At 64.1% G+C, this 24,678-nt stretch carries 23 protein-coding genes; 14 read left to right on the top strand and 9 right to left on the bottom strand.

Going from position 1 to position 24,678, the window contains the following annotated elements:
- Window positions 1-146 precede the first annotated feature (146 nt).
- Entirely contained in the window at window positions 147-1,094 is a 948-nt protein-coding gene (locus tag HOP51_RS14675; RefSeq protein ID WP_234274653.1) for a LysR family transcriptional regulator, read from the top strand.
- 11 nt (window positions 1,095-1,105) lie between these two features.
- Here HOP51_RS14675 and HOP51_RS14670 read toward each other — a convergent pair whose 3' ends face one another.
- The 6 genes from HOP51_RS14670 to HOP51_RS14645 are packed head-to-tail and all read right to left on the bottom strand — an operon-like array spanning window position 1,106 to window position 6,487.
- Window positions 1,106-2,518: an FAD-dependent oxidoreductase gene (locus tag HOP51_RS14670; RefSeq protein WP_234274652.1), complete on the bottom strand. Its 1,413-nt coding sequence runs from the start codon at window positions 2,516-2,518 to the stop codon at window positions 1,106-1,108.
- Window positions 2,519-2,527: 9 nt separating this feature from the next.
- Window positions 2,528-3,478: a polysaccharide deacetylase family protein gene (locus HOP51_RS14665; protein ID WP_234274651.1), complete on the bottom strand. Its 951-nt coding sequence runs from the start codon at window positions 3,476-3,478 to the stop codon at window positions 2,528-2,530.
- A gap of 3 nt (window positions 3,479-3,481) precedes the next feature.
- Entirely contained in the window at window positions 3,482-4,444 is a 963-nt protein-coding gene (locus HOP51_RS14660; protein WP_234274650.1) for a polysaccharide deacetylase family protein, read from the bottom strand.
- A gap of 17 nt (window positions 4,445-4,461) precedes the next feature.
- Window positions 4,462-5,136: an isochorismatase family protein gene (locus tag HOP51_RS14655; protein WP_234274649.1), complete on the bottom strand. Its 675-nt coding sequence runs from the start codon at window positions 5,134-5,136 to the stop codon at window positions 4,462-4,464.
- Between the two features lie 33 nt (window positions 5,137-5,169).
- The gene (locus HOP51_RS14650; protein WP_234274648.1) at window positions 5,170-6,045 is read right to left on the bottom strand and encodes an isocitrate lyase/PEP mutase family protein; all 876 of its coding nucleotides are present in this window, start codon (window positions 6,043-6,045) and stop codon (window positions 5,170-5,172) included.
- A 55-nt stretch (window positions 6,046-6,100) separates the two neighbouring features.
- Window positions 6,101-6,487 carry a nuclear transport factor 2 family protein gene (locus HOP51_RS14645; RefSeq protein WP_234274647.1) on the bottom strand — a complete coding sequence of 129 codons (387 nt, stop codon included), beginning with the start codon at window positions 6,485-6,487 and terminating at the stop codon, window positions 6,101-6,103.
- Window positions 6,488-6,643: 156 nt separating this feature from the next.
- On the opposite strand from HOP51_RS14645, the gene HOP51_RS14640 reads away from it, so the two are divergent.
- The 8 genes from HOP51_RS14640 (at window position 6,644) to HOP51_RS14605 (ending at window position 15,176) form a co-directional block, all read left to right on the top strand.
- Window positions 6,644-7,456 (top strand): GntR family transcriptional regulator, encoded by an 813-nt coding sequence (locus HOP51_RS14640; RefSeq protein ID WP_234274646.1) that lies wholly within the window; start codon window positions 6,644-6,646, stop codon window positions 7,454-7,456.
- A 194-nt stretch (window positions 7,457-7,650) separates the two neighbouring features.
- On the top strand, window positions 7,651-9,048 hold the full coding sequence (gene leuC / locus HOP51_RS14635; protein ID WP_234274645.1) for a 3-isopropylmalate dehydratase large subunit: 1,398 nt from the start codon (window positions 7,651-7,653) through the stop codon (window positions 9,046-9,048).
- A gap of 13 nt (window positions 9,049-9,061) precedes the next feature.
- Entirely contained in the window at window positions 9,062-9,697 is a 636-nt protein-coding gene (gene leuD / locus HOP51_RS14630; RefSeq protein WP_234274644.1) for a 3-isopropylmalate dehydratase small subunit, read from the top strand.
- A 70-nt stretch (window positions 9,698-9,767) separates the two neighbouring features.
- A complete protein-coding gene (gene dctP, locus HOP51_RS14625) occupies window positions 9,768-10,769 on the top strand; it encodes a TRAP transporter substrate-binding protein DctP (RefSeq protein WP_234274643.1) in 1,002 nt (333 codons plus the stop codon).
- A 74-nt stretch (window positions 10,770-10,843) separates the two neighbouring features.
- The gene (locus HOP51_RS14620; RefSeq protein WP_234274642.1) at window positions 10,844-11,350 is read left to right on the top strand and encodes a TRAP transporter small permease; all 507 of its coding nucleotides are present in this window, start codon (window positions 10,844-10,846) and stop codon (window positions 11,348-11,350) included.
- On the top strand, window positions 11,350-12,663 hold the full coding sequence (locus tag HOP51_RS14615; protein ID WP_234274641.1) for a TRAP transporter large permease: 1,314 nt from the start codon (window positions 11,350-11,352) through the stop codon (window positions 12,661-12,663). Before HOP51_RS14620 ends, HOP51_RS14615 begins: the two co-directional genes overlap by 1 nt.
- A gap of 629 nt (window positions 12,664-13,292) precedes the next feature.
- Window positions 13,293-14,990, top strand: coding sequence for a sodium:solute symporter family protein (locus HOP51_RS14610; protein ID WP_234274640.1), 1,698 nt, complete (start codon window positions 13,293-13,295; stop codon window positions 14,988-14,990).
- 57 nt (window positions 14,991-15,047) lie between these two features.
- A complete protein-coding gene (locus tag HOP51_RS14605; protein WP_234274639.1) occupies window positions 15,048-15,176 on the top strand; it encodes a putative transporter small subunit in 129 nt (42 codons plus the stop codon).
- A 19-nt stretch (window positions 15,177-15,195) separates the two neighbouring features.
- Here the strand turns inward: HOP51_RS14605 and HOP51_RS14600 are convergent, their stop codons facing one another.
- Both HOP51_RS14600 and HOP51_RS14595 read right to left on the bottom strand, forming a co-directional pair.
- Window positions 15,196-16,674, bottom strand: a complete 1,479-nt coding sequence (locus tag HOP51_RS14600; RefSeq protein ID WP_234274638.1) for a protein adenylyltransferase SelO — start codon at window positions 16,672-16,674, stop codon at window positions 15,196-15,198.
- A gap of 65 nt (window positions 16,675-16,739) precedes the next feature.
- Complete coding sequence (locus HOP51_RS14595; protein WP_234274637.1) at window positions 16,740-17,483, bottom strand: GntR family transcriptional regulator; 744 nt, start codon at window positions 17,481-17,483, stop codon at window positions 16,740-16,742.
- 143 nt (window positions 17,484-17,626) lie between these two features.
- On the opposite strand from HOP51_RS14595, the gene dctP (HOP51_RS14590) reads away from it, so the two are divergent.
- The 5 genes from dctP (HOP51_RS14590) (at window position 17,627) to HOP51_RS14570 (ending at window position 23,462) form a co-directional block, all read left to right on the top strand.
- A complete protein-coding gene (gene dctP, locus HOP51_RS14590) occupies window positions 17,627-18,628 on the top strand; it encodes a TRAP transporter substrate-binding protein DctP (protein ID WP_234274636.1) in 1,002 nt (333 codons plus the stop codon).
- A gap of 69 nt (window positions 18,629-18,697) precedes the next feature.
- The gene (locus HOP51_RS14585) at window positions 18,698-19,219 is read left to right on the top strand and encodes a TRAP transporter small permease subunit (RefSeq protein WP_234274635.1); all 522 of its coding nucleotides are present in this window, start codon (window positions 18,698-18,700) and stop codon (window positions 19,217-19,219) included.
- A gap of 2 nt (window positions 19,220-19,221) precedes the next feature.
- Window positions 19,222-20,556 carry a TRAP transporter large permease gene (locus HOP51_RS14580; RefSeq protein WP_234274634.1) on the top strand — a complete coding sequence of 445 codons (1,335 nt, stop codon included), beginning with the start codon at window positions 19,222-19,224 and terminating at the stop codon, window positions 20,554-20,556.
- 12 nt (window positions 20,557-20,568) lie between these two features.
- A complete protein-coding gene (locus tag HOP51_RS14575) occupies window positions 20,569-21,948 on the top strand; it encodes a malonyl-CoA decarboxylase (protein ID WP_234274633.1) in 1,380 nt (459 codons plus the stop codon).
- The gene (locus HOP51_RS14570; RefSeq protein ID WP_234274632.1) at window positions 21,945-23,462 is read left to right on the top strand and encodes a malonate--CoA ligase; all 1,518 of its coding nucleotides are present in this window, start codon (window positions 21,945-21,947) and stop codon (window positions 23,460-23,462) included. The genes HOP51_RS14575 and HOP51_RS14570 overlap by 4 nt, the downstream gene beginning before the upstream one ends.
- A gap of 67 nt (window positions 23,463-23,529) precedes the next feature.
- Here HOP51_RS14570 and HOP51_RS14565 read toward each other — a convergent pair whose 3' ends face one another.
- Window positions 23,530-24,633 carry a hypothetical protein gene (locus tag HOP51_RS14565; protein WP_234274631.1) on the bottom strand — a complete coding sequence of 368 codons (1,104 nt, stop codon included), beginning with the start codon at window positions 24,631-24,633 and terminating at the stop codon, window positions 23,530-23,532.
- Between the last annotated feature and the right edge of the window lie 45 nt (window positions 24,634-24,678).

The following is a 24,678-nucleotide window of genomic DNA, read 5'->3' as shown; positions in this document are numbered from 1 at the left end:
CTGAAGCTGCGATGTAGACCTTGTGTGTAGGAACACACGAAGCGTGATGAATTCGAGTCTATATAGCGGCGAGCAAGTGTGACAACGGGCACTTCTTCACATGCCTTGTGCGATAATGCACAAGCAAACTTCGTGAGGTGCAAACCGTGCTCGACTGGCAGGACATCCAGATCTTTCTCGAAGTGGCGCGCAGCCAGCGGCTCACCGACGCCGCTCGGCGCCTGGGCTTGAACCACTCCACGCTGTCGCGCCGCACCCGTCGCTTCGAGCAGAAACTCAACACCCAGCTCTTCGAGCGTAGCACCCACGGCTATCACCTGACCGAGGCCGGACAGCAACTGCTGGCCCACGCCGAGGAGATGGCCCGCCACGCCTTCGAGGCGGGCGAGAGCCTTTCCGACAAGAACCGCCAGCTCAGCGGCCAGATTCGCCTGGGCGTGACCGAAGGCTTCGGCACTTGGGTCATCGCCCCGCTGCTCTCGGCCTTCTGCGAGCGCCACCCGGGCATCACCCTGGACCTGCTGGCCCTGCCGCGGGTGGTCAACCTGAGCCGTCACGAGGCCGATCTGGCTATCACCGTGGAGCGCCCGGCAAGCCAGGGACTGGTGATCTCGCGGCTGTGCGACTACCGCCTGCGTCTCTACGGCAGCGAAAGCTACTTTCGCCGCCATGGCCGCCCGGCGCGACTCGACGAACTGGGCCGCCACCGGCTGATCGGCTACGTCGACGACCTGATCTTCAGCGAACAGTTGAGCTACCTCGACCCGCTGCTCGACCCGGCAGTAGTGGGCCAGCCGGGGCCGCACTTCTCGATTCGCAGCACCAGCGTCACCACCCAGCACTCCGCCGCCTTGAAGGGAGCAGGGCTCGCCGTGCTGCCGTGCTTCATGGCCGAGACCGGCGACAGGCTCGAGAGCGTGCTGAACGATGAGGTGGGGATCGTGCGCCAGTTCTGGATCACCTCACGCCAAGAGCAGCGCCGCCTGGCGCGGGTGAGGCTGCTGTGGGACTTCCTGCGTGAGGCGTTGGAGGCCAACAGGGCGCTGCTGATGGGCGAAGCGCGGGAGCTGATGCTGCCCAGCGCCTCGGAATAGCAAGGCAAGTCTCAAGCGGCCGAGTCGCAGTTGAGCTGCCGGGCGGCCTCGCGGCCGGCAATGGCACCCAGCACCACCGCACTGAGCAGGCCGTTGCCGGAAAGATAGCCGCTGTCGCCCGAGCCGGAAACACCACGCGCGGCACCACCGGCAGCGAACAGGTTGGCGAAGGTGGAACCATCTTGCCGCAGTACCCGCGCCTGGGTATCCACCTCGAGCCCGCCCTGGGTATGGAACAGCGCCCCGGTGACCTTGATGGCGTGATAGGGCGCTACCAATAGATCCTCGGCGCTGAAGGTCCGACCAAAGGCATCGCCCTCGCCGCTCTCGGCCAGAGTGTGCATCTCGGCCAAAGTGGCCTGGAGGGCATCCAGCGGTAGTACCAGGCCTTTGGCCATGTCTTCCAGGCTGTCGAAGGTGCGTACCGCCCCGGCGATATGGGCGTTGCGATAGTCCTCGAATTCCAGCGCCGCCTGGTGGATGCGCCGGTCGAACAGGTTCCAGGCCATGCCGCCCGGCTGGGCCAGCACCTTGGCCGCCTGTTCCGAATAGCCGCCGTGCTCGTTGGAGAAGCGCCGCCCTTCGGCGTTGACCTGCACCCCACCGCGCATCATCACCGCCCAGGTGATCAGGGTCTGGTGCGGCATCGCCAGCGAGCCGTGCCCCTGGCAGGCGCCCAGATCCTTGAGACTGGCGCCCATGGCTTCGCCCCACAGCAGGGCATCGCCCTGGTTGCCCTCGTGGCCGTAGTAGAGAGCATCCTTCAAGGCTGGCAGATGGCGGGCCACCAGCTCCGGGTTACCGCCATAGCCGTTGCAGGCAAGGATCAGGGCGTCACAGCCGATGGACTCCCGGCTGCCATCGGGGCGTGCCAGGGTCACGCCGTGCACCCGGCCGCTATCGTCGACGTGCAGGTCCACCACCTGGGCTTCGGTGAGCAGGTCGATGCCTGCCGCCTCCACGGCATTGAGCAGGCTGCCCATCAGTTCCTCCCCGGTGCGCCGCGGAGTGGCATGCATGCGCATGCGGCTGTGGCCGGGGTAGAGGAAGCCCTCCACCAGGTCGAAGGGAACGCCGTGAGCGTCGGCCAGCCACTCCACCACGCCGGCGGAGGCCTCGGCCAAGGCACGCACGATGGCTGGGTCCGCCTCGTATCCGTTCTTGCGCTGGATATCCTGGGCCATCAGCTCGGGACTGTCCTTGACGCCTTTTTCGTCCTGGAAGCGCGTACCCGCCGCCGGAATGAACCCCTGGGACATGGAGGTACTGCCCCGCGGCAGCGCGTCGCGCTCCAGCACCACCGAATCCGTGCCGAACCGCTTGGCGGCGAGTGCCGCCACCAGACCGCAGGCGCCAGCGCCCACGATGACCAGCGGCACGTGCGCCTCGAACTCCTCCGCGCCGCCAACAGCCATGATCGCCATGATGTCTCCTCAGTCGTTGTCGCCGGCCTGGGCCCGATAGGCGTCGAGAATTTCCCCCGCCGGCGCCTGCCACACCTCGGAATGCCCGGCAATATGGTCAAGCACCGCTTCCAGGCAGCCGATGCGATGCGGCTGACCGACGAGCCAAGGGTGCAAGTTGAGCGCCAGCAACCGGCCGCCCTGCTCCCTCCCCTCGTCAAGCAGGAAGTCGAAGGCGTCCGTCACCTGGCTGACCCAGCTGTCCTCCGAGTGCAGGTTCTGGCACATCACGAACTGGTCTTCGATCTCGGTGGAGAGCGGCAGCATGGTCAGCTCGCCACGCTCGGTCGTGAACGCATAGGGCATATCGTCATTGACCCAGTCGCAGCAGTACTCGATGCCGTTCTCGGCGAGCAGCTCAGGAGTGTTCCAGCTCTGGTGCTTGGCCGGACTCAGCCAGCCGCGAACGGGTTGCCCGGTCAGCTCGCGCAGCGTCGTAACCGAGCGGCGCACGATCTCGGCCTCCTCGTCGCGATCCTGACCGCCGTAGTGCAGGTGATCCATGTTCCAGCCATGGCACAGGAACTCCCCGCCGTAGGCTTTCAGGCGATTCAGCAGGTAGGGGTGCTGCTCGGCGAGTTGGGCGTTGATCGCCCAGGTGGGACGGATGCCGCGCTGCTCGAATGCCGCGAGCATGCGGTAGATGCCCACCCGGTTGCCGTAATCGCGCAGCGAGTAGTGACGCAGGTCCGGATAGGGCATGGTCATGCCATTGGGTACCTTGAACGGTACGCCGCGCTGATTGAGCGGGTAGAACTGCAGCGAGACGTTGATCCACACCGCCAGTGGCTTGTCGTCCGGCCAGCGGATCGGCCGGCGGTCACCGAGCATCGACCAGACGTAGCGTTCGTGGTCGTAGCCATGGCGCCGCCAGGGATAGTGCAGGTGGTCCGGTTCGAGAGACGCGTTCTTGAAGGACATGGCTCAGCTCCTCCCTGCCGTGGCAGCCTTGGCCTCGATGTCTCGCAGGGCGTCGTCGTAGTGGTGGGCGAGATAGTGCTGGGCGATCTCGCGACCGGTGGCGACCCATACGTCACTGTGGCCGGTGATGTACTCCAGTGCCTCCTCGAAGGCCTTGATGCGGTGCGGGCAACTGATCTGGTAGTTATGGGTGGGAATGCACATCACCGTGCCCGACTCGGCACCCTCAGCGTAGAGCCGATCGAAGTGGCGCTTGAGCATGGTCAGATAGTGACGCGGCTCTACCTTGTTCACCGCGTAGACGATGGTGTCGTTCATCTCCAGCGAATAGGGCATGGAGATGAAGCGCCGCCCCGAGCGCAGGTGGATCGGCGTGGGTTGGTCATCGTGGAAGAGGTCGCTGGTGTAGATGCCACCCTCTTCGCCGAACAGTTCCTGGCCCACCTCGGCAAACAGGTCGAGGGTATGCTCCGAGTGGGAGAGCGCCGGCGCCAGGTAGCCGGCACACTTCTGTCCGGTATGGCGGTGGATCGTCTCGATGCCGTCGCGGATCATCTCCCGCTCCTGCTCCTCGCTCATGCCATAGGTATAGCGGGTGTTGTAGATGCCGTGGCTGAAGAACTCCCAGTCGCGCTCGCGGCACATCGCAATGATCTCGGGATGGTGTTCGCATAGCGCCACGGAGAGCGATACAGAGCCGCGAATCCCGTACTTGTCGAGTAGCGCCATCTGCCGCTGGTGCCCGACCCGGTTGCCGTAGTCGCGGATGCTGAAGCCCGGCACCGAGGGGTGCGGCGTGGGCCATGGCTTGCGCTGGGGGTTGGCCGGGGGATCGAGTTCGTAGTATTCGATGTTGGGGGCCACCCAGAAGGCGACTCGTGCCCCACCCGGCCAGGTGATCTTCGGCCGGTTCTCATAGGGCCAGTAGGCGTAGGCGTCCAGCCGTTCTTTCATTTCTGCCTGCATCTCAGCCTCCTCGCCGCTCAGGCCTGCTCGGCCGCACGTCCCTCGAGCCAGGCCAGCACGTCGGCCACGTTCATCACGTCGGCGTACTTCAGGTGCAGGTCGGTGAGGTTGGCGTAGTGGTAGCTTTCGTGCTTGTCGGCCACACACTCCATCGGCACGATGGTGCGGTAGCCCCGCGAGAGGCTGTCCACCGCGGTGGCGCGAATGCAGCCCGAGGTGGAGCCGCCGGTGACGATGACGGTATCCACCTGATGCCATACCAGCAGCGACTGTAGCGGAGTCTCGAAGAAGGCCGAAGGCATGCGCTTGGTATAGACCACGTCCTCCTTCTCGATCTCGACCCGCTCGTCGAAGGCCGCGCGGTCGGAACCGTACTTGATGTTCTGCAGCGAGTCGGGGGTATCGGTGCGCGTCCCCCACACACCGGCATCCTCGGCGGAGTCGAGGAAAGCCACATGGGTCCACACCACCGGCCAGTCAAGCCTACGGAAGCCGCGCGCCAGTTGGTTGACGTAGTCGAGCTGGTTGGGGTCGGTCTCGTAGGCGGTCTTGTACAGATCGGTTCGGGTATAAGCCTTTTGTGGGTCGACGTTGACCAGCACCGCTTTGTTGCCGAATCCGAATGGCACGCGCTGGGGGTTGGCCATCACCTCGAAGAAAATCTCCTTGGCGGTTTTATCAGTCGTGATCATCGCTCTCTCTCCTGCAGTCGGTTGTTCTTTGCCTTAGCGGTCATCGTACTTCTCGCCCAGCTCGAGCATCTTGCGCGTGCCGAGCACCTCGTTGAGCTGGCGAAAATCGAGCATGTGCTCGCGAAAGGCATCGGTGGTGCCATCACGGCGCAGGGTGTCGAAGAACTGGCTCGCCATGTGAGTGAAGGCGCGCACCAGGGCACCGGGGAAGATCACCAGAGAAAAGCCTAGTTCCTGTAGCGCCTGGGCGTTCTGCAGCGGCGTGTCGCCCCCCTCCACCATGTTGGCCATGATCGGAATCTCGCCGCGGAACTCGGCCATGATGCGAGCAATGTCGTCGTCGCTGCGAATCCCCTCGATGAACAGCATGTCGACCCCGGCCTCACGGTAGGCCCGGGCGCGCTCGATGGCTCGCTCGGTGCCCTCCACCGCCACCGCATCGGTGCGGCCGACGATCAGGGTCGTGTCGTTGTCGCGAGCATCCAGCGCGGCCTTGAGCTTGCCAACCATCTCGCCTTCCGGTACCAGGGTCTTGCCGCGCAGATGGCCGCAGCGCTTGGGGTAGGTCTGGTCCTCGAGCTGGATGGCGTTGGCCCCGGCGCGCTCCAGCAGGCGTACGCTGCGCATCACGTTCATGGCGTTGCCGAAACCGGTATCGCAGTCCACCACTACGGAAAGCTCGGTGCGCTCGCGGATATGCGACATCACGTCGTTGACCTCGCTGACGCTGACCAGGCCGATATCGGGGCGGCCGAGCTGGGTGTAGGCGATGCTGGCACCCGAGAGGTAGACGGTATCGAAGCCGGCATCGGCGGCAAGCGAGGCGCTCAGGGCATCGTAGACACCCGGCGCCACGACGATCTCGGGGGCGTGCAGCCTGGCCTTCAGATCGTTGGCGGGATGAGTCATGAACAGGGTTTCCTCGGTCGTCATAGGAAAATCGAAGGCAGGCGGGATGCCTGGCTCAGTTGCGTTCCAGCGCCAGGTCATTCCAGACCTGCTGGCGAGCGATCCGGCCATGGCGTAGCTCGAAGCGATCGATGAAGCGCACGCCGGAGAAAGGCGTCCCGTCGAGCCATTCCCCGTCGAGTTCGCCGTGGCAGACCACCGTGACGTACTTGCCCTCGCCACAGGTGTCGAAAGCGGCGATGCGCTTGCGTACGACGCGATAGCGGCTGGCGGCCCAGGCCGTAAGCTCGGATAGCCGGGTCATTTCGCCGCTGCCGGGGAAGACCACGGTGAAGCCCTCGTCGAGCAGACACTCGGCACGGGAAAGATCGCGCGCCTCCATGGCTTCGAGAAAGTTGCGTACCACTTCCTCGGAGGATGCGGCGGGCATATCGACAGGCATGGCAAGTTCTCCAGGGAAGCCTTTGTCGTTGTTTGGCGCTATGCTTCAACATGCATGGAACATCTATCTGTACTATGCATAATACATTTCTATGTCTACTCCATGCATCGCGTCAAGCGCCTCCCCCTGAATGGCAACAAGACCAAGGACTGCATCATGAACGATACGCATGCCAACTCCGTCGGGGGCACCAAGTCCCATCGCATCTATCTGCTGCTCAAGGATGCGATCCTCAGCGGCCGGCTGGCCCCGGGACGCAAGCTGCCCGGCGAACTGAAACTGGCGGAGCAGTACGGCGTATCGAGGGTCACGGTCCGCCGCGCCATGCAAGCCCTCAACGAGGCGGGGCTGGTGGCGCGCAAGCCCGGGCTCGGCACGGTGGTACTGGAACAGCCGCTGGATGCCACGGTGATGACCGCCAGCGTCGCCAACCTGCTGCCCAACATGGTCAAGATGAGCAAGGCCTCACGGGTACGGCTGCTGGAGTTCTGCTATGTCAGGCCGCCGGAGCCGGTACGCGAAAGTCTGGGACTGCCCGACGGCGACCGAGTGCAACGTTCGATTCGCGTACGCATGGCCGACGACAAGCCGTTCTCCTACTTGGTGACTCATGTTCCGGAGTACATCGCCCTGCATTACAACGAGGCAGACCTGTCGCAGACGCCGCTGTTCGCTCTGCTAGAACGAAGCGGCGTGAAAGTCGATCACGCGGCCCAGACCATCTCAGCCACCCTGGCTACCCATGAAGTGGCCGCAGCACTCGACGTCGCCGTGGGCTCGCCGCTGATCGCACTCACCCGAGTGGTGTACGACGAAGAAGGACGCGGCGTGGAGCATCTCGACGCGCTCTACCGTCCTGACCGCTACCGCTTCCAGATCGACCTCAACCGTACCGGCGACGAGGCGGCCCGCTATTGGGAACCGATGGCCCCAGAGTCCCGGTACGAGACCGAGCGCCAGGAAGCGTGAGTACAGCCAAGCCAATTTGTTCTATTTTTAATACATTTTAACAAGAACAAAAAATACATTTGACCTGTGCCATATATCTAGGATAGTTGTATGGAAGATTGATATATGAACCCGTTGTATAGCCACTGGCAATCAGAGCAAGACGAGCGGCGCGACGACGCCCACGCGAGATGCAGCTTCGGTAAGCGATCGACATGACAATGCCAACGACCCTGTTCGACAAGGTGTGGGACGCCCACGAAATCCTGCGTAGCGAAAGCGGCCAGAGCCTGCTTTGGATCGACCGCCACTTCGTGCACGAAGGCTCCTTCCATGCCTTCAACAAGCTACGCGATCGCGGCCTGGGTGTGGCCCGCCCCGACCTGACGTTCGGCATCGCGGATCACTACGTGCCTACCCTGACCCGCCGCCTCGATGCCATCGGCGACGCCAAGGTGCGCAGCATGATCGAGCAGCTCACGGACAATACACGCGAGCATGGCATCCCCCTGTTCGGCCTCGACGATCCGCGCCAGGGTATCGTTCACGTGCTTGGTCCCGAGCAGGGCCTGACTCAGCCAGGGCTGCTGATGGTTTGCGGCGACAGTCACACCTCCACCCACGGCGCCTTCGGCAGCATCGCCTTCGGCATCGGCGCCTCGGAGGTGGCCCACGTGCTGGCGACGCAGACCCTGTGGCAGAGCCGCCCGAAGCAGATGCGCCTGACCGTCGAGGGTGAGCTATCCTCTGGCATCACTGCCAAGGATATCGCGCTGACCTGGATAGCCCGGCTCGGCGCCGACGGCGCCCGCGGTCATGCCATCGAGTACGCCGGCAGTGCCATCCGCAGTCTGTCGATGGAAGCGCGCCTGACCCTATGCAATCTCACCATCGAGGGCGGCGCCCGTTGCGGCATGATCGCTCCTGACGAGACCACCTCCGCCTATCTGCGCAATCGCCCCTTCGCCCCCCGAGGAGAATGCTGGGAACAGGCACAGGCCTACTGGCAGACGTTGAAAAGCGACGCCGATGCCCGCTTCGACCGCGAAGTGACACTGGCCGCCAGCGAGATCGCCCCCACCGTGACCTGGGGAGTCTCCCCCGAGGAGGCCCTGCCCATCGACGCCCGCATACCCGACCCAGCGCATATCGAAGATCTCGCTCGGGCCCGGCAAGTTCGCGACAGCCTCGACTACATGGGCCTCGCACCCGGCCAACAGCTCACCGATATCGCCATCGACCGGGTCTTCATCGGTTCCTGCACCAACGCCCGCTTGGAGGACCTACGCGCCGCCGCCGATGTGTTGAAAGGACACCGCAGCAAGGTACCGGGCATCGTCTCGCCCGGTTCCACCCAAGTGAAACATCAGGCAGAGGCCGAGGGGCTCGACGCTGTGTTTCGCGAGGCGGGCCTGGAGTGGCGTGAATCCGGCTGCTCCATGTGCGTGGGCATGAACGGCGACCTAGTGCCGGCCGGCGAGCGCTGCGCCTCTACCACCAACCGCAACTTCAAGGGCCGCCAGGGGCCAGGCGCCAGGACCCACCTGATGTCGCCGGCGATGGTGGCCGCAGCGGCCGTCACCGGCCGCCTGGCCGACGTACGCCAGTTGTGACAGGAGCCGAGTGATGGAACCGATCAAGATCATCGACGCCCCGGCCTGCCCGCTGCCGCTGGCCAACGTGGACACTGACCAACTGATTCCAGCCCGTTTCATGAAGGAGCCGCGCAGCGTCGGTTACGGGCGCTTCCTGCTCCACGACCTGCGCCACGACGAAAGCGGCCGGCCGGTCGAGACGTTCATCCTCAACCATCCGCAGGCGACACAGGCGAAAACCCTGGTGGCACGACGCAACTTCGGCGCCGGCTCCTCACGGGAGGCTGCCGTCTATGCACTGGTGGACTTCGGCTTGCGCTGCGTGATCGCGCCGAGCTTCGGCGACATCTTCGCTTCCAACGCGGTCAACAACGGCCTGCTGCCGGCCACAGTCAGCGAGGCGGATGCCGAGGCCCTGCTCACGGCACTAGGCGACGCCCCGGGCACGCTGCACGTCGATCTCGAAACGCAGCGCATCAGCACCGGCGAGCTGAGCGTGGCCTTCACCATTGCCCCGACCTGGCGCACCAAGCTGCTCAACGGCTGGGACGACATCGACATGACCCGCCAGCACGCCCAGGCCATCCAGCGCTTCGCTGGCGACTACGCAAACCAACGCCCCTGGCTAAAGGCAACACCCGTGACGAAAATCATCACGCGGAGCTGACACCGACGACCGCGGCACGGGGTATATGACAAGCCACAACACGAACACTGCTGTCACAAGGAGAACAACCATGAACAAACCACTTATCGCTTCTCTCGGTCTTGCCGCCCTGGTGGCTACCGGCCATGCCCTGGCCGAGGACCGCATCACCGCCGTTCACGCATTCCCACCGTCGCTGATCTATACCCAGAGCTTCCTCGAGTTCGTCGACAAGGTAAACGAGCGCGGTGAAGGCGTGGTACGGATCGAGGTACGCGGCGGTCCCGAGGTGATCGGGCTCTCCGAGCAGCCCGACGCCGTGCGTAACAGCGTGGTCGACATGGCTTACACCGCGGCGAGCTTCTACGCCGGCACCGTACCCGAGCGCGATGCCATGGTGGCCTCCAACACCAACGCCATCCATGCCCGCGAGAACGGCGGCATCGACCTGCTCAACCGGATCCACCAGGAGAAAATGGGGGTCTACTACCTAGGCTGGTTCGACAGCGGCGTGAGCTACAACCTCTACACCATCAACGAGCCGCGTCTCGACGGCGAGGGCAACCTCAGCGTTTCCGGCCTGACGCTGCGCAGCAACCCGGTCTACGATGCCTTCTTCCAGGACTATCTCGGCGCCCAGCCGATCAGCCTGCCGACCACCGACGTCTACTCGGCGCTGGAGCGCAACATAGTCAACGCCACTGGCTGGACCCAGATCGGCCTGCAGGACCTCAACTGGGATCGCTTCCTCAACTACCGCATCGATCCCGATGTCTTCTCCACCGACATGGGTGTGATCGTCAACCTCGATAGCTGGAATGGCCTGAGTGAGGAAGCCCGCGAGATCCTGCAGGAAGTGGCGATCGAGCACGAGCGAGAGAGTGCCGAACGTTTCGAGATGCTGGCCCAGGAGCAGCAAGCCGAGCTGGAAGCCGACGGCATGCAGGTCTTCCGCCTGGAAGGCGAGGCCGCCGAACGTTTCTCCGAGGCCGCCCGTGAGGCCACCTGGGAGCGCATGCGCCGCCAGATGGAACGCCATCCCATGGGCTTGAAGCACTACGATGAGCTGATCGAGAAGTTCAACGACCTGTAAACAAGGCGGCCGGCCTCCCGATGGCCGGCCCGACTCCCATAGTGGTTTCGCCCCTACCTTCCCGGGGATTTTCTATGCGTTACGCCAGTCGTGCTTACCTGCTGCTGCTCAATGGCATGGCCCTCGCCGCCGCCGTCATGCTGGTATGGCTGATGATCGCCATCGTGCTCTCCGTGATGATCCGCAACCTGGGCCTGCAACCCTCGGCGTGGTTCTTCCTCTCCACCGAGTACGCCATGTTCTATCTCACCCTGCTGGGCGCGCCGTGGCTGGTCCGCCACAAGGGCCACGTGCACATCGAGCTGCTCACCTCGATCCTGCCGCCGCTGGCCCTGCAGGTGCTGAGCCGCCTGGTCGCCCTGCTGTGCGTGGCGGTCTGCGTGGTACTGGCGTGGAAGGGTTACGATCTGGTGTCAATGAATCTCGCGCGCAACGACTACGACGTACGCGCCTTCTTCGTGCCGAAGTGGATACTCACCATCGCCTATCCGGTGTGCTTCTCCCTGATGGCCATCGAATTCGCCCGCTTCGTCATCGGGCGGGACATCCTTCATAGCGGCGAAGCGGGGGTCAAGGAATAATGGAATGGTATCTGGCCCTGGCCTTTCTACTGGCCCTGATCCTTGGCTTCATGGCCATCGGCACACCCATCGCCCTGGCTTTCCTTGCCGCCAACGTCATCGGCGCCTGGCATTTCATGGGCGGTCAGAACGGCCTCATCCAGTTGCTCAACAACGGTTTCGGCGCGCTTTCCAGCTTCAACCTGGTGCCGATCCCTCTGTTTCTGCTGATGGGTGAGCTGTTCTTCCGCACCGGCCTCGGCATGCGTATGTTCAACGCCATCGATCAGTTGATGGGCAAGGTGCCGGGGCGGCTCTCCTACGTCACCGTGGTGGGCGGCACCGGCTTTTCGACCCTCAGCGGCTCGTCGATGGGCTCTACTGCGCTGATGGGCTCGCTGCTGGTACCGGAGATGGAGCGCCGCGGCTACCACAAGCGCATGGCCATCGGCCCGATACTCGGCACCGGAGGTCTGGCCATCATTATTCCCCCCTCGGCGCTGGCGGTGCTGCTGGCCACCCTGGCCAAGGTCGATATCGGTGCGCTGCTGATCGCCGGCATCATGCCGGGATTGGTACTGGCCGGACTCTACATGGCCACCATCTGGATCCAGACCCGGATCGACCCGAGCGCGGCCCCCAACTACGAGCTCGATCCGGTGCCGCTGAAGCAGAAACTGCTGTTGGTGATGACCGATATTCTGCCAATGATCAGCGTGATGGCAATCATCGTCGCCTTGATGCTAATGGGCTTCGCCACGCCCTCCGAAGCGGCAGCATTCGGTGCCCTGGGCGCCATCGTGCTGGCGGTGATCTTTCGCTGCATGACTTGGGAGGCATTCAAGCTCTCGGTGATCGGCGCGCTGAAGGTCACGCTAATGGCCTACCTGATCGTGTTCGGCTCGGCCACCTTCAGCCAACTGTTGGCCTTCTCGGGCGCTTCCAGCGGGTTGATCCAGTGGGCCACCAGTTTCGACCTGGCGCCGATCCTGATGCTGTTGGCGATGTTCGCCGTGCTGCTGGTGCTCGGCACCTTCATGGAACAGATCTCGATCATGATGCTGACAGTGCCGTTTTTCTTCCCGCTGGCGCAGGTGCTGGGCTTCGACCCGATCTGGTTCGGTATCATCATGCTGCTGGCGCTCGAGATCAGCTTCTCCACGCCGCCACTGGGGCTGCTGCTGTTCGTCATGAAGGGTGTGGCGCCCCAGGGCACCAGCATGCGCGAAATCTACGCCGCAGCGATCCCCTACATCCTTTGCTCGATGCTGCTGGTGGCCATCCTGATCGTATTTCCCGGCATCGCTACCTGGCTACCCGGCATGATCAACTGAGCCAGGCCCAGGTCAGCTGCGCTGCTGAAACGCAGTGCGCAGATGATCGGACGGGGCAGACCGGAAGTCGACTCTGGTGCCTCGACACCAGGCTCCAGAGCCAAGGTCTTTACAAAGACGGCTGCGCAAGCGCAGCCGTCTTTGCGTCAATTCGACACCATTGCATGCCCATTCGGCACCAATTGGACTTTTCCGCGACGGGGCAGTAGGGTAGAGCCCCCTTGGATCGGGTTACAACGCTTGCCATCGATCCTGACAGGTCCCGCCACGGGACACCCTGGTCTTGCCTGAACGCAGACTGGATCACCGGCACTTTCGACTGTCCGTCGTCGACGTCATCGATAGAAAGGGAATCCATGTCGCCTCACTATGCCGACGAGGGCCGGTGCATGCCGCGCCGCCCGCCACCCAGCCTCTTCGCTCTGGGATAACGCCTCTTCAGCGGCCTTGCCTTGCCGAGTCCGCCCATAGCGCACGCTAGCGCACCGAAGCGGAAACACGCTCGGTGTCCGCCTGCGCCGCGCTGGCCCGCCTCTGGCATGGCATCTCCCAGTTCCATCACTGCGCCCGGCAAGTCGGCCTGATTCGACCTACCCGGGTGTGTCCGTTTCATCTACCGGGGACTGCCCTTGAACAGCGAATCGCTCTATCAATTCTCGATCCCGACCGTGTTGCTGCTGTTATTCGCCTTTTACAGCGGTACCTACCTATTGACGCTTCGCATCGGCAAAAAGCAAGAGGACGCCGACGCCTTCATGGTTTCCAATCACCAGGTGGGGTTCGGTATCGGCGCGGCAAGCATGACGGCCACCTGGATCTGGGCCGCCTCCTTCTATGCCGCCGCCACTTCCGGCTATACCTACGGCGTCTCGGGTCCCATCCACTATGGGCTGTGGGGCGCGCTGATGATCCTGTTCATCTACCCCTTCGGCCGACGCTTCCGCAAGCTCGCCCCTAATGCCCATACCCTGGGAGAGCTCATCCATGCCCGGCACGGCGCCTCCAGCCAGTTGATCCTCGCCCTTTCCAACGTCCTGGGCAGCGTCATCAGCCTGATGGTCAATTTCACCGCCGCCGGAGCGCTCGTCGCCGTGCTCTCGCCGCTCTCCTTTCAGGCCGGTGTGATCATTGCCGGGACTGGCGTACTGTTCTATACCCTCTGGTCCGGATTCCGCGCCTCGGTATTGACCGACTTCGCCCAGTTGGTGGCACTGATGGCCATCGCCGTGGTGATTATTCCAGCGGTGTTTTTCGCCATGGGGGGCCCCACCGAACTCGTGGCCGGCCTGAGCAACCTCACCGCCGAACAGGCGAATTTCTTCTCCATGGACGCCATCCTCAACCAGGGCGCGCCCTTCTTCGTCGCCGTGCTGGCCTACGCCATCGGCAACCAGACCATTTCCCAGCGTCTGTTCGCGGTGAACGAGGCACATATCAAGCCGACCTTCCTCACCGCCACTGTCGGCTACGGCGCCATCGTCATCGGGCTGGGCATGATCGGGCTGATGGCGCTGACCCTCGGGATCGAGCCCATGGGCGGCGACATGAACAACCTGATCCCTCAGATGGTTTCCAGCTATCTGCCGCCGCTGTTCATCGCGCTGTTCTTCATCCTGGTGATCGGTTCGCTCTCCTCCACCGCCGACTCCGACCTCTCGGCACTGTCGGCGATCATGATGGCCGACGTCTACGGCAAGAATATCGCTCGCGGCAAGGCAGATCCCAAGCGCATGCTGTTGATCGGTCGCCTGACCATGATCGTCGCCACCGCGGTGGGCATCCTCTTCGCCAGCTTCTCGCTGGATATACTGGTGATGTTGGTGTTCGTCGGCGCGCTATGGGGGGCCATCGTCTTTCCGGTCATCGCCAGTTGCTTCTGGAACCGGGTGACCAACCAGGCCTTTACCACCTCGGTACTGGTGGCCATGGTGCTGTTCTGCCTGGCGCGCTTTGAGCTGTTGCCTCTGGACGGTGCCAGCGGCCTGTTCTTCGAGCTGCTGGCGAGCATCGGTGGCGGTGTGATTATCGGCCTGATGGTATTCGGCTTCCTGGGCCGTATCGCCGGGTTCATCGCCGCCGCGCTGGCGCTGGTGTCAATGCTGATCTTCGCCACCGGCTTCCTGCACGAGTACACCGTACTGTTGGCCTCGCTGACCGCCTATGGCGCCAGCACCCTGGTCTGCGTGGTGATGAGCCTGATGAGCCGTCAGCCGGACTTCGACTTCGCCACCATTGGCGAACAGGTGGGCGACTACGACACACCCCGGCCCGAACCCGTCACGCAAGGCAACCAGACAGCTTCGGCCAACGCGGCCATCCCACGCTGACCTCCCTCAACCTACATGCAGGAGGGCCGATGATCGGCCCCCGCAGGAGAATTCGACATGACAATGCTCTATGGCTTCTATGTCCTGATCTGGCCTGCCCTCACCCTGGGGGTGCTGGCGCTGATCTGCCGCGCGGTGCTGCGCGATTGGCGCGCAGCGCGCAAGGAGCAGCGCGAACTGGTGTGATCCGTGCCGGGACAGCCGTTCATGTTCCGCAGAAGGTGCGGAACACCCGCTCAGTGGGCTCGGCCGGGCGCGTGTACTCCTCGCGTCCGGGCTGGTCGTCGAAGGGATGGGTGATGACTTCGAGCAGCGTCTCGAAGGGACCGTAGTCGTTCTCGTCCATGGCCGCGGTCAGCGCCTGCTGCACGCGATGGTTACGCGGGATGAAGGCCGGGTTGGCCAGGCGCATCCGCCGAGCCCGTTCATCTTCGGCCCACAGATCCTGGGCCAAGCGTTGGCGCCAATCCTCTAGCCAGCCAGCGATATCCTCCGGGCGTTCGAACAGCGCGATCAGCGAGGCTTCGGCCTCACGATTCTCGGCGGTGTCCGCCAGGCGGCGGAAGGTCAGGGTGAAGTCGGCACGCCCCCGATGCATGATCGCCAGCAGCGCCTCGGCCAGCGCCTTGTCGCCGGGCTGCGCCCGTTCTAGGCCGAGCTTGGCCCGCATCACCGCGAGCCACTCCTCATCGTAGCGCTCCGGAAAACGCTGCAGCAGTTCGGTGGCAAGCTCGATCGCCCGCTCGGTGTCGTCATCGATCAGCGGCAGCAGGGTTTCGGCCAGCCGCGCCAGGTTCCACTGGGCAATCCACGGCTGGTTGGCATAGGCGTAGCGACCGCCTTCATCGATGGAGCTGAACACCATCTGCGGATCGTACTGCTCCATGAAGGCACAGGGACCGAAGTCGATGGTCTCACCCGAGATCGAGGTATTGTCGGTGTTCATCACACCATGAATGAAGCCGACCCCCATCCACTTGGCGACCAGCGCCGCCTGACGCGCCTGTACCGACTCCAGCAGCCCTAGGTAGCGCTCGCCACCCTTCCGTTTCGTGAGTTCCGGATAATGCCGCTCGATGGCGTGATCGGCCAATTCGCGCACGCCGTCGATGTCGCCGCGGGCAGCGAAGTACTGGAAGGTACCAATGCGGATATGACTGGCCGCTACGCGGGTGAGAATGGCACCCAGCTCGGGAATGCCGCGCACCACGTGCTCACCGGTGGTCACTGCGGCGAGTGCCCGAGTAGAAGGGATGTCCATGGCATGCATCGCCTCGCTGACCAGGTACTCGCGCAGCACCGGGCCCAGCGGCGCACGCCCGTCTCCGCCACGGGAGAACGGCGTGCGCCCGGCCCCCTTGAGCTGAATGTCGCGCAGCCGGCCGTCACGGTCGGTCACTTCACCCAGCAGTACCGCACGGCCGTCGCCCAGTCGTGGTACGAAGCCGCCGAACTGGTGCCCCGCATAAGCCTGGGCCAGTGGCTCCGCGCCACGCGGCACGACGTTGCCGGAAAACCATACCGCCGCCTCCTCGGCGTCGAAGGCGGCCAGATCGAAACCAAGCGCTTCCGCCAACGGCCGGTTGAAGGCGATCAGCCGTGGTTCGCGGACGGGTACCGGCTCGAAGCGCTCGTAGAAGCGCTCCGGCAGACGGGAATAACTAAGGGTAAAAGCGGGAAACATGACGGCTCCACTGACGTTCCTGCCGTCACTGTAGGTGGGCGAAGGGCGAAAATCGAGAGTAGCGATTAGCCGGTCACGGAAACCGGCCGCTCGAACTCACGAATACTGGCCACGAAGTCGCTGAAGCGCTCGCCCTGAATCAGCACGTGATCGCGCAGGGCATGCTCCGCCGCGGCCGGGTCGCCCGCTTCGATGGCCGCCACCACGGCCCGATGCTCGCGCAGCGAACTGTGCATGCGCTGGCGAACCTGTAACTGCAGGCGACGATAGGGCTTGAGCCGCTGCTTGAGCTGGCGCGCCTCGCCGAGCAGGAAGCCGTTGTGGCTGGCGCGGTAGATACAGTCGTGGAAGGCTTCGTTCTCGTAGTAATACTCGTCGGTGTCACCGGCCAGGGCTGCGGCCTCGCAGCGCTCCAGCGCGCCACGCAGCTCGGCCAGTTCCTCCTCGCTGATGCGCCGCGCCGCCAGCCGCCCGCACATGCCTTCGAGTTCCGCCATGACCTCGAACATCTCGATCAACTGATCGATACCCACCCGCGCCACGAAGGTGCCTTTCTTCGGCTTGACCGTGACCAGCCCGCTGGCCACGAGTTGCTGGATCGCCTCGCGCACCGGGGTACGCGACACATTGAACTCGCGGCCCAGCGCTTCGGGATCGAGCCGCTCGCCCGGCACCCGGCGGCCATTGATGATGTCGTCCTCCAGCGAATCCCGCAGGCGCTGTGCGTTGGAGCGCTTGGTATCGGAACGCTTGGTATCGGAACGCTTGGTATCGGAGCGCTTGGTATCGGAGCGCTTGGTATCGTCCATGGGCACCTCCCTCGACGCCTGTCTTTCAACTGTAATGAATTTGACATCGATATACATAGCGTCTATTGAAGTATACATCAGCCCGTCTGATAAACATAAAGACATGAATGATCCCACACAACAACAAATCATGGAGACGCCAAATGCAATGCCAAACCCTAACCGCCCTGGCCGTGGCTCTCGGTCTGTCCCTGGCCCTGAGCGCCACAGCATCCGCCAATACCGTGCTGCGCGCCTCGCACCAGTTCCCCGGAGGCCAGGGCGACGTGCGCGATGAAATGGTGCAGATGATGGCCCGCCAGGTGACCGAGGCCGACGTCGGGCTCGAGATTCAGGTCTACCCCGGCCAGTCGCTGTTCAAGGCCAACGAACAGTGGGGTGCGCTGGTGCGCGGCCGCCTCGATATCACCGCACTGCCGCTGGATTACGCCAGCGGTCGCCATCCGGAGTTCTCCGCCACCCTGATGCCGGGCCTGGTGCGCAATCACGAGCATGCCCAGCGGCTCAACCAGTCCGAGTACATGGACATGATCAAGCAGGTGATCCAGGACAACGGCGCGCGGGTGCTGGCCGATGCCTGGCTCTCCGGCGGCTTCGCCTCCAGCGAACAGTGCATCACTTCGCCCGATACCATGCGCGGCCAGAACATCCGCGCCGCTGGCCCGGCCTTCGAGCAGATGCTGCAGGCCGCCGGGGCCTCCATCGCCTCAATGCCCTCCTCGGAGGTTTACACCGCCATGCAGACCGGGGTGCTGGATGCCGCCAACACCTCGTCGATGTCGTTCATCTCCTTCCGCCTCTATGAACAGGTGGAGTGCCTGACCGAACCGGGCGACTTCGCGCTGTGGTTCATGTACGAGCCGATCCTGATCTCGGAGCAGGTCTGGCAGGGCCTCAACGAAGAGCAGCAGACAGCGCTGATGGAGGCCGGCAAGGCCGCCGAGGAGTTCTTCGCCGCCGAGGCCGCCGCCATCGATCAGGAAATGGTGAAGGTCTACGAGGAGAACGGCATCGAGGTGGTGCGCATGAGCGAGGAGGACTACAACGCCTGGCTCGAGATCGCCCGCGAAACCTCCTACAAGAACTTTGCCGAAAACGTGCCCAACGGCCAGGCCATCATCGACGCGGCCCTCGCGGTCGAGTGACGCCGAGCCCTTCCCCGTGAGCCGGGCCACCCGCACGGGTGGCCCCCATTTCGACCCCGGGAGGACTACATGGCCATGGCCCACTCTCATCCCCTGACTCAACGCGCCGGCCTCGTCGGCGGCTACATCCGCTTGATGACCGTCCTGTCCCGTGCCAGCGCCTACCTGGCGGCCGTGATGTTCGTCGCCGGCGTGGCGGTGATCTGCCAGATGGTATTCACCCGTTACGTGCTTGGCATGAGCACCAGTTGGCAGACCGAGTTCACCGTCTTTTCAGTTACCGGCGCCATGTTGATGGGTAGCCCCTACGTGCTGATGACCGGCGGACACGTGGCGATCACGCTTCTGCCCGACGCCCTTGGCGGAGTGGCACGCAAGATCATGCGCCTGGTCGCCGCCCTGTGCGGGCTGGCCTTCTGCGCGGCGCTGGCCTACGCCTCCTGGGTCTACGTGATTGAGGCCTACATGTTCAACTGGCGCACCGGTACCGTATGGAACCCGCTGCTGTGGCCAGGGCTGCTGCCGATGGCACTGGGTACCAGCCTGCTCACGCTGCAGTACGTGGCCGAAATCCTGCGCGGGGAGGAGTGAGCATGGACCCGATCACGCTAGGCATCATCGTCGCCATTGCGCTCATCGTGCTGATGGCCATCGGCACGCCCATCGCCTTCGCCCTGGGCGGCATATCACTGCTGGCCCTGATCTACGACCGTGGCCTGCCGGAACTCGTCTATTTCGGCGAAACCTTCTTCGACCGCATCGCCGAATTCGGCTTCGTCGCCATTCCCATGTTCATCCTGATGGGCGCCGCCGTGGCCTCCTCGCCCACCGGCCGAGACCTCTACCGCTCGCTGGACCTGTGGATGGGCCGGCTGCCGGGCGGCCTGGCAGTCTCCAACATCGGCGCCTGTACCGTGTTCTCGGCGCTCTCCGGCTCGTCGCCGGCCACCTGTGCGGCCATTGGCAAGATGGGCATTCCCGAGATGCGCACCCGCGGCTATCCCGACGGCGTGGCGGCGGGCTGCATCGCCGCCGGCGGTACGTTGGGCATCCTGATTCCCCCCTCGGTGACCATGATCATCTACGGCATCTCCACCGAGACCTCCATCGGTCGCCTGTTCATCGCCGGCGTCATGCCCGGGCTGATGCTGGCCGGGCTGTTCATGGCCTGGACCATGATCGCCTGCCGCCTGGCCGGAGGTTACGCCAATCCCATGGCCCAGGCGGCCGCCCAGGTAAAGCAGAACGTCAAGGCCAACGTCGACGCCAATCTCAAGGCGCTGGTTCGCGTACTGCCCTTCCTGGCGGTGATCGCGGGCATCCTGTTCGCCCTGTACGGCGGCGTGGCCACGCCCTCCGAGGCCGCCGGGGTCGGTGCCTTCCTGTGCGTGGCGCTGGCGGTATTGATCTATCGCATGTGGCAGGTGGGCCCGATCAAACTGATCATGCGCGACTCGCTACGCGAGAGCGTGATGATCATGCTGGTCATCGCCTGCGCCGAGGTGTTCGCCTATGCCCTCTCCTCGATGTTCATCACCCAGACCGTGGCCGCGGCCATCGCCGACATGGAAGTGAACCGCTGGGTGCTGATGGGTGTGATCAACCTGTTCCTGCTGGTGGCCGGGTTCTTCCTGCCGCCGGTGGCGGTGATCGTGATGACCGCACCGATCCTGCTGCCGATCATCCTCGCCGCCGATTTCGACCCTTACTGGTTCGCGGTGGTGTTGACCATCAACCTGGAGATTGGCCTGATCACTCCACCGGTGGGGCTCAACCTGTTCATCATCAAGGGCATCGCACCGGACATCTCGCTGCGCAACATCCTCATGGGTAGCCTGCCCTACGCCCTGTGCATGGTGCTGGGCATCGTCCTGCTGTGCTTCTTCCCGGGCATCGCCCTGTGGTTGCCCAACCTGATCATGGGCTGACGGAGAGCCATCATGAACATGACCTTCCTGCAGGAGTTGTTCAACAGCATCACCCAACGCGACGCCCTGCTGTGGCGGCGCCAGGGCGATACCGGCGCTCCCGACCACGACCAGATGCTCACCGCCTGCCGGGCGCTGCTGGAGAGCGACGGCGAGGCCTCGAGCATCAGCCTGGCCAGCCGCGCGCTGAGCATGTACAACCGCCTGACGGAGGAGGAGCGCACCCGCTTCTTCGAGGGACTGGCCAGCGAGTTCGCCGCCGACCCGACCCGCATCGACGCGGCCTACTCGGCCTATCGGGAGCGGCGCGACAACCGCAGCCTGCAGGCGCTTTTCGATGCCTGCGAGCCACGCCGCCAGGAGCTGTTCCGGCGTCTCAACCTGGCCAGCAACGGCACCTATGAGCTGGTACGCATGCGCGAGGGCTTGCTCACGCGGTTGCGCGAACGGAGCGACGAGGACAAGCGGGAGTTCGAGGCCATCGATGCCGACTTCGCCCACTTGTTCGGCTCCTGGTTCAACCGCGGTTTCCTGGTGCTCAAGCGTATCGACTGGAACACCCCCGCTTCGATACTGGAGAAGATCATCCGCTACGAAGCGGTGCACGAAATTCGCGACTGGGACGACCTGCGCCGACGCCTCGACGCCCGCGACCGCCGCTGCTTCGCTTTCTTCCACCCCGCCATCGGCGACGAGCCGCTGATCTTCGTCGAGGTGGCGCTATGCCGGGGCCTACCCGACCGTATCCAGCCCATCCTCTCGGGGGAGGGCGCCGGCGAGCGCGACATCGACGACCCCGAAGCCGCCGATGCCGCCGCCTTCTTCGGCATCAGCAACTGCCAGACCGGCCTGCGCGGCATCTCCTTCGGCAACTTCCTGATCAAGCAGGTGGTCCAGGAGCTGAAGCTGGAACTGCCCCAACTCAAGCATTTCGTCACCCTCTCTCCGGTGCCGGGCTTCGCCGCCTGGCTGGCCGAACGCCGTGACGACGCCATCCTGCCCGACGAGCTGCGCCAGGTGCTGCATGAGATCGATGCCCCCGAATGGCACCTCGACCCGGCCCACAGCGAGCGCCTCAAGGCAGTGATCAAGCCGCTTGCCGCCCGCTACCTGGTCGAGGAGAAGAACGCTAGCGGCCTGCCGCTCAATCCGGTAGCCCGCTTCCATCTCGGCAACGGCGCCGAGCTGCATCGCATCAACTGGCTGGGCGATATCTCGCCCAAAGGCTTGAAGCAGGCCGCCGGGCTCATGGTCAATTATCTCTACGTGCTTGATGACATCGAGCGCAACCACGAGAACTACACCGCCAATGCCACCGTGGTCTGCTCCAGTGGGGTTCGCGACCTCAATCGCCGCGCCCGCAAGATGGCCAAAGGAGAGCCTGCCAAATGAGTCACAACCTCTTCGCAACCTTCGCCGCCCGCATGCGCGACCGTGGCGATGCCGATTTCATCACCACCCGCGAGGGCCGGCGCTATTCCTACCGCGATACCCTGGACGCCAGCGCCCGTCTGGCCGGTGCGCTGAAAGCGCTGGGTGTCGCTCCCGGCGACCGCGTCGCGGTGCAGGTCGACAAGAGCCCCGAGGCAATCCTGCTTTATCTCGCCTGCCTGCGCATGGGCGGCGTCTACCTGCCGCTCAACACCGGCTATACCTCTGACGAGATCCGCTACTTTCTGAACGACGCCGAACCGGCGCTGTTCGTCTGCCGCCCCGCCACCTTCGACGAAGCCCGTGGCGTGGCCGGCGAGACCGGTTGCCCGGCGGTGGAGACGTTGGGCACCGACGCCGACGGCAGCCTGCTGACCCTGGCCGAACGGGCCGAGCCCTACGCGAGCACCGAGCCGCGGGCTAACGACGACCTCGCCGCGATTCTCTACACCTCTGGCACCACCGGACGCTCCAAGGGCGCCATGCTGACCCACCGCAACCTCGGCTCCAACGCCGCCACTCTCAAGGACGCCTGGCGCTTCTCCGCCGAAGACCGGCTGATCCATGCGCTGCCCATCTTTCACACCCATGGGCTGTTCGTCGGATGCAACGTCACCCTCATGGCGGGCTCGAGCATGCTGTTCCTGCCCAGGTTCGATGCCGACGTGATCTTCGAGGAGATGCCACGCGGCACGGTATTGATGGGGGTGCCCACCTTCTATACGCGACTGGTGGCCGATGAGCGTCTCACGCCCGAAGCCACCGCCAGCATGCGCCTGTTCGTCTCCGGCTCGGCCCCGCTCACCGCCGAGACCCACCAAGCCTTCGAAGTGAAGACGGGGCACGCCATTCTCGAACGCTACGGCATGACCGAAACCAACATGAACATCTCCAACCCCTACGACGGCAAGCGCCGTGCCGGCACCGTGGGCATGCCGCTGCCGGGGGTGGAGTATCGCATCACCGACCGCGAGACCCACGCGCCGGTATCCCAGGGCGAGATTGGCATGCTCGAGATTCGCGGCCCCAACGTCTTCATCGGCTACTGGCGCATGCCCGAGAAGACCCGCGAGGAACTGCTGGAGGATGGTTTCTTCATCACCGGCGACCTGGCCATGACCGACGAGCAGGGCTACGTGCACATCGTCGGCCGCGACAAGGATCTGGTGATCTCGGGCGGCTACAACGTCTATCCCAAGGAGATCGAACAGGTAATCGACGAGCTGGAAGGCGTGGTGGAGTCGGCGGTGATCGGCGTGCCGCACCCGGACTTCGGCGAGGGCGTGACCGCCGTGGTGGTACCGGAGCCGGGTGCCAAGCTGGAGGAAAAACAGGTGCTCGGCCACCTCGAGGGGCGACTGGCGAAGTACAAGCAGCCCAAGCGGGTGTTCTTCGCCGATACCCTGCCGCGCAACACCATGGGCAAGGTGCAGAAGAATGAGCTTCGCAAGCAGTATCAGGACACCTATCGCTGACCCTGCGTTCGCCACCCAAGCCAGCCTGGCCGGTCCGGCCAGGCTGCGCTCGTCCTCAGCGCTGCTGCTAGACCACCAGCGGGGTGACGAAGAAGGCGATCACGAAGGCCGTGGCCAGGCGCATCGAGATGCCCAGCACCGCAGCGCCCATCGCCTCGCGCTCGCTGAGGTCGGAGCTCTCCGCCCACACCACCGGCACCTGGCCGAACACGGCGGAGAGCGGCAGGCCAGAGGAGGCCAGCACGAAGGAGCCCACCACCAACGAGGGATCGAGATCGGCGGCGATGCTCTGCAGTTGTCCCATGGCCAGGGTTGGACTCACCAGCACCGACAGCACGCCGGTTTCGGGATGGATGTTGAACAACAGCATGACCTTGCCCAGCCCCGCCTCGATCGGCGCCCAGATGCCGACGTAGTCGAGCACGCCGATCACGGCGAAGACCAGCGCCACGGCGGGAATCAGGATCAGCAGCAGCAGTTCCACTCCCTCCCGCGCGGCGCTGAACAGCGTCGGCATGAAGTCGCGCTCGGGGGTAAAGGTGGGCAGATGGCCGATTTCGACCCGCTTGACGTCGCGATAGAGCACCTTCGACAGGATCAGCGGCACGATCACCAAGGGCAGGAACACCGCCAGCAGCACCACGGCAAAGACGTTGACGCCGGCGAAAGTCAGCGCCATCAAGCCCAGCATGAAGGTGGAGAACGACTGCTGCGACTGCACCATGGTGGCCACGGCGAGCTTCTGCTCGTCCTTGGTGGCACCCGCCTTCTTGAGGATCGGCCCGGAGATCTTACCCGCCGCGTTGATGTCGCCGAAGATGTTGTAGACGCTGGGAATGATCACCGCCGGATTGACACCCAAAAGCTTCATGGCGGGCACGAAGATGCGTACCAAGGCATCGGTGAAGCCCAGCCGCTCCAGCAGCCGGCCGATGATCACGCTGACGATGATCGCCGTACCGACCACGCCGGTAAGGAAGACGTCGACCACTACGGGCCGCACGGAATCGAGAATGGCGTTGAACAGTCCCGAGAGACTGGTGGGAGAGAACAGCAACATCAGCAGGCAAATGCACAGCAGTACGATGCCGACCACTTCGATGCGCTTCCAGGCGCGCTTGCTCGCGGGCAGAGCGGCCTTCGCTTCAGGGGTTGTGACTGAGGTCTTCATGTCGGTGCCTCTATTGTTTTTGAATGGGCCTTGTCATTGATCGGG

The organism is Billgrantia zhangzhouensis (genome assembly GCF_021404465.1).
GTDB lineage: Bacteria > Pseudomonadota > Gammaproteobacteria > Pseudomonadales > Halomonadaceae > Halomonas > Halomonas zhangzhouensis.
The sequence above is the reverse complement of the archived record's forward strand: the minus strand, read 5'-3'. Positions and strand labels throughout refer to the sequence as shown.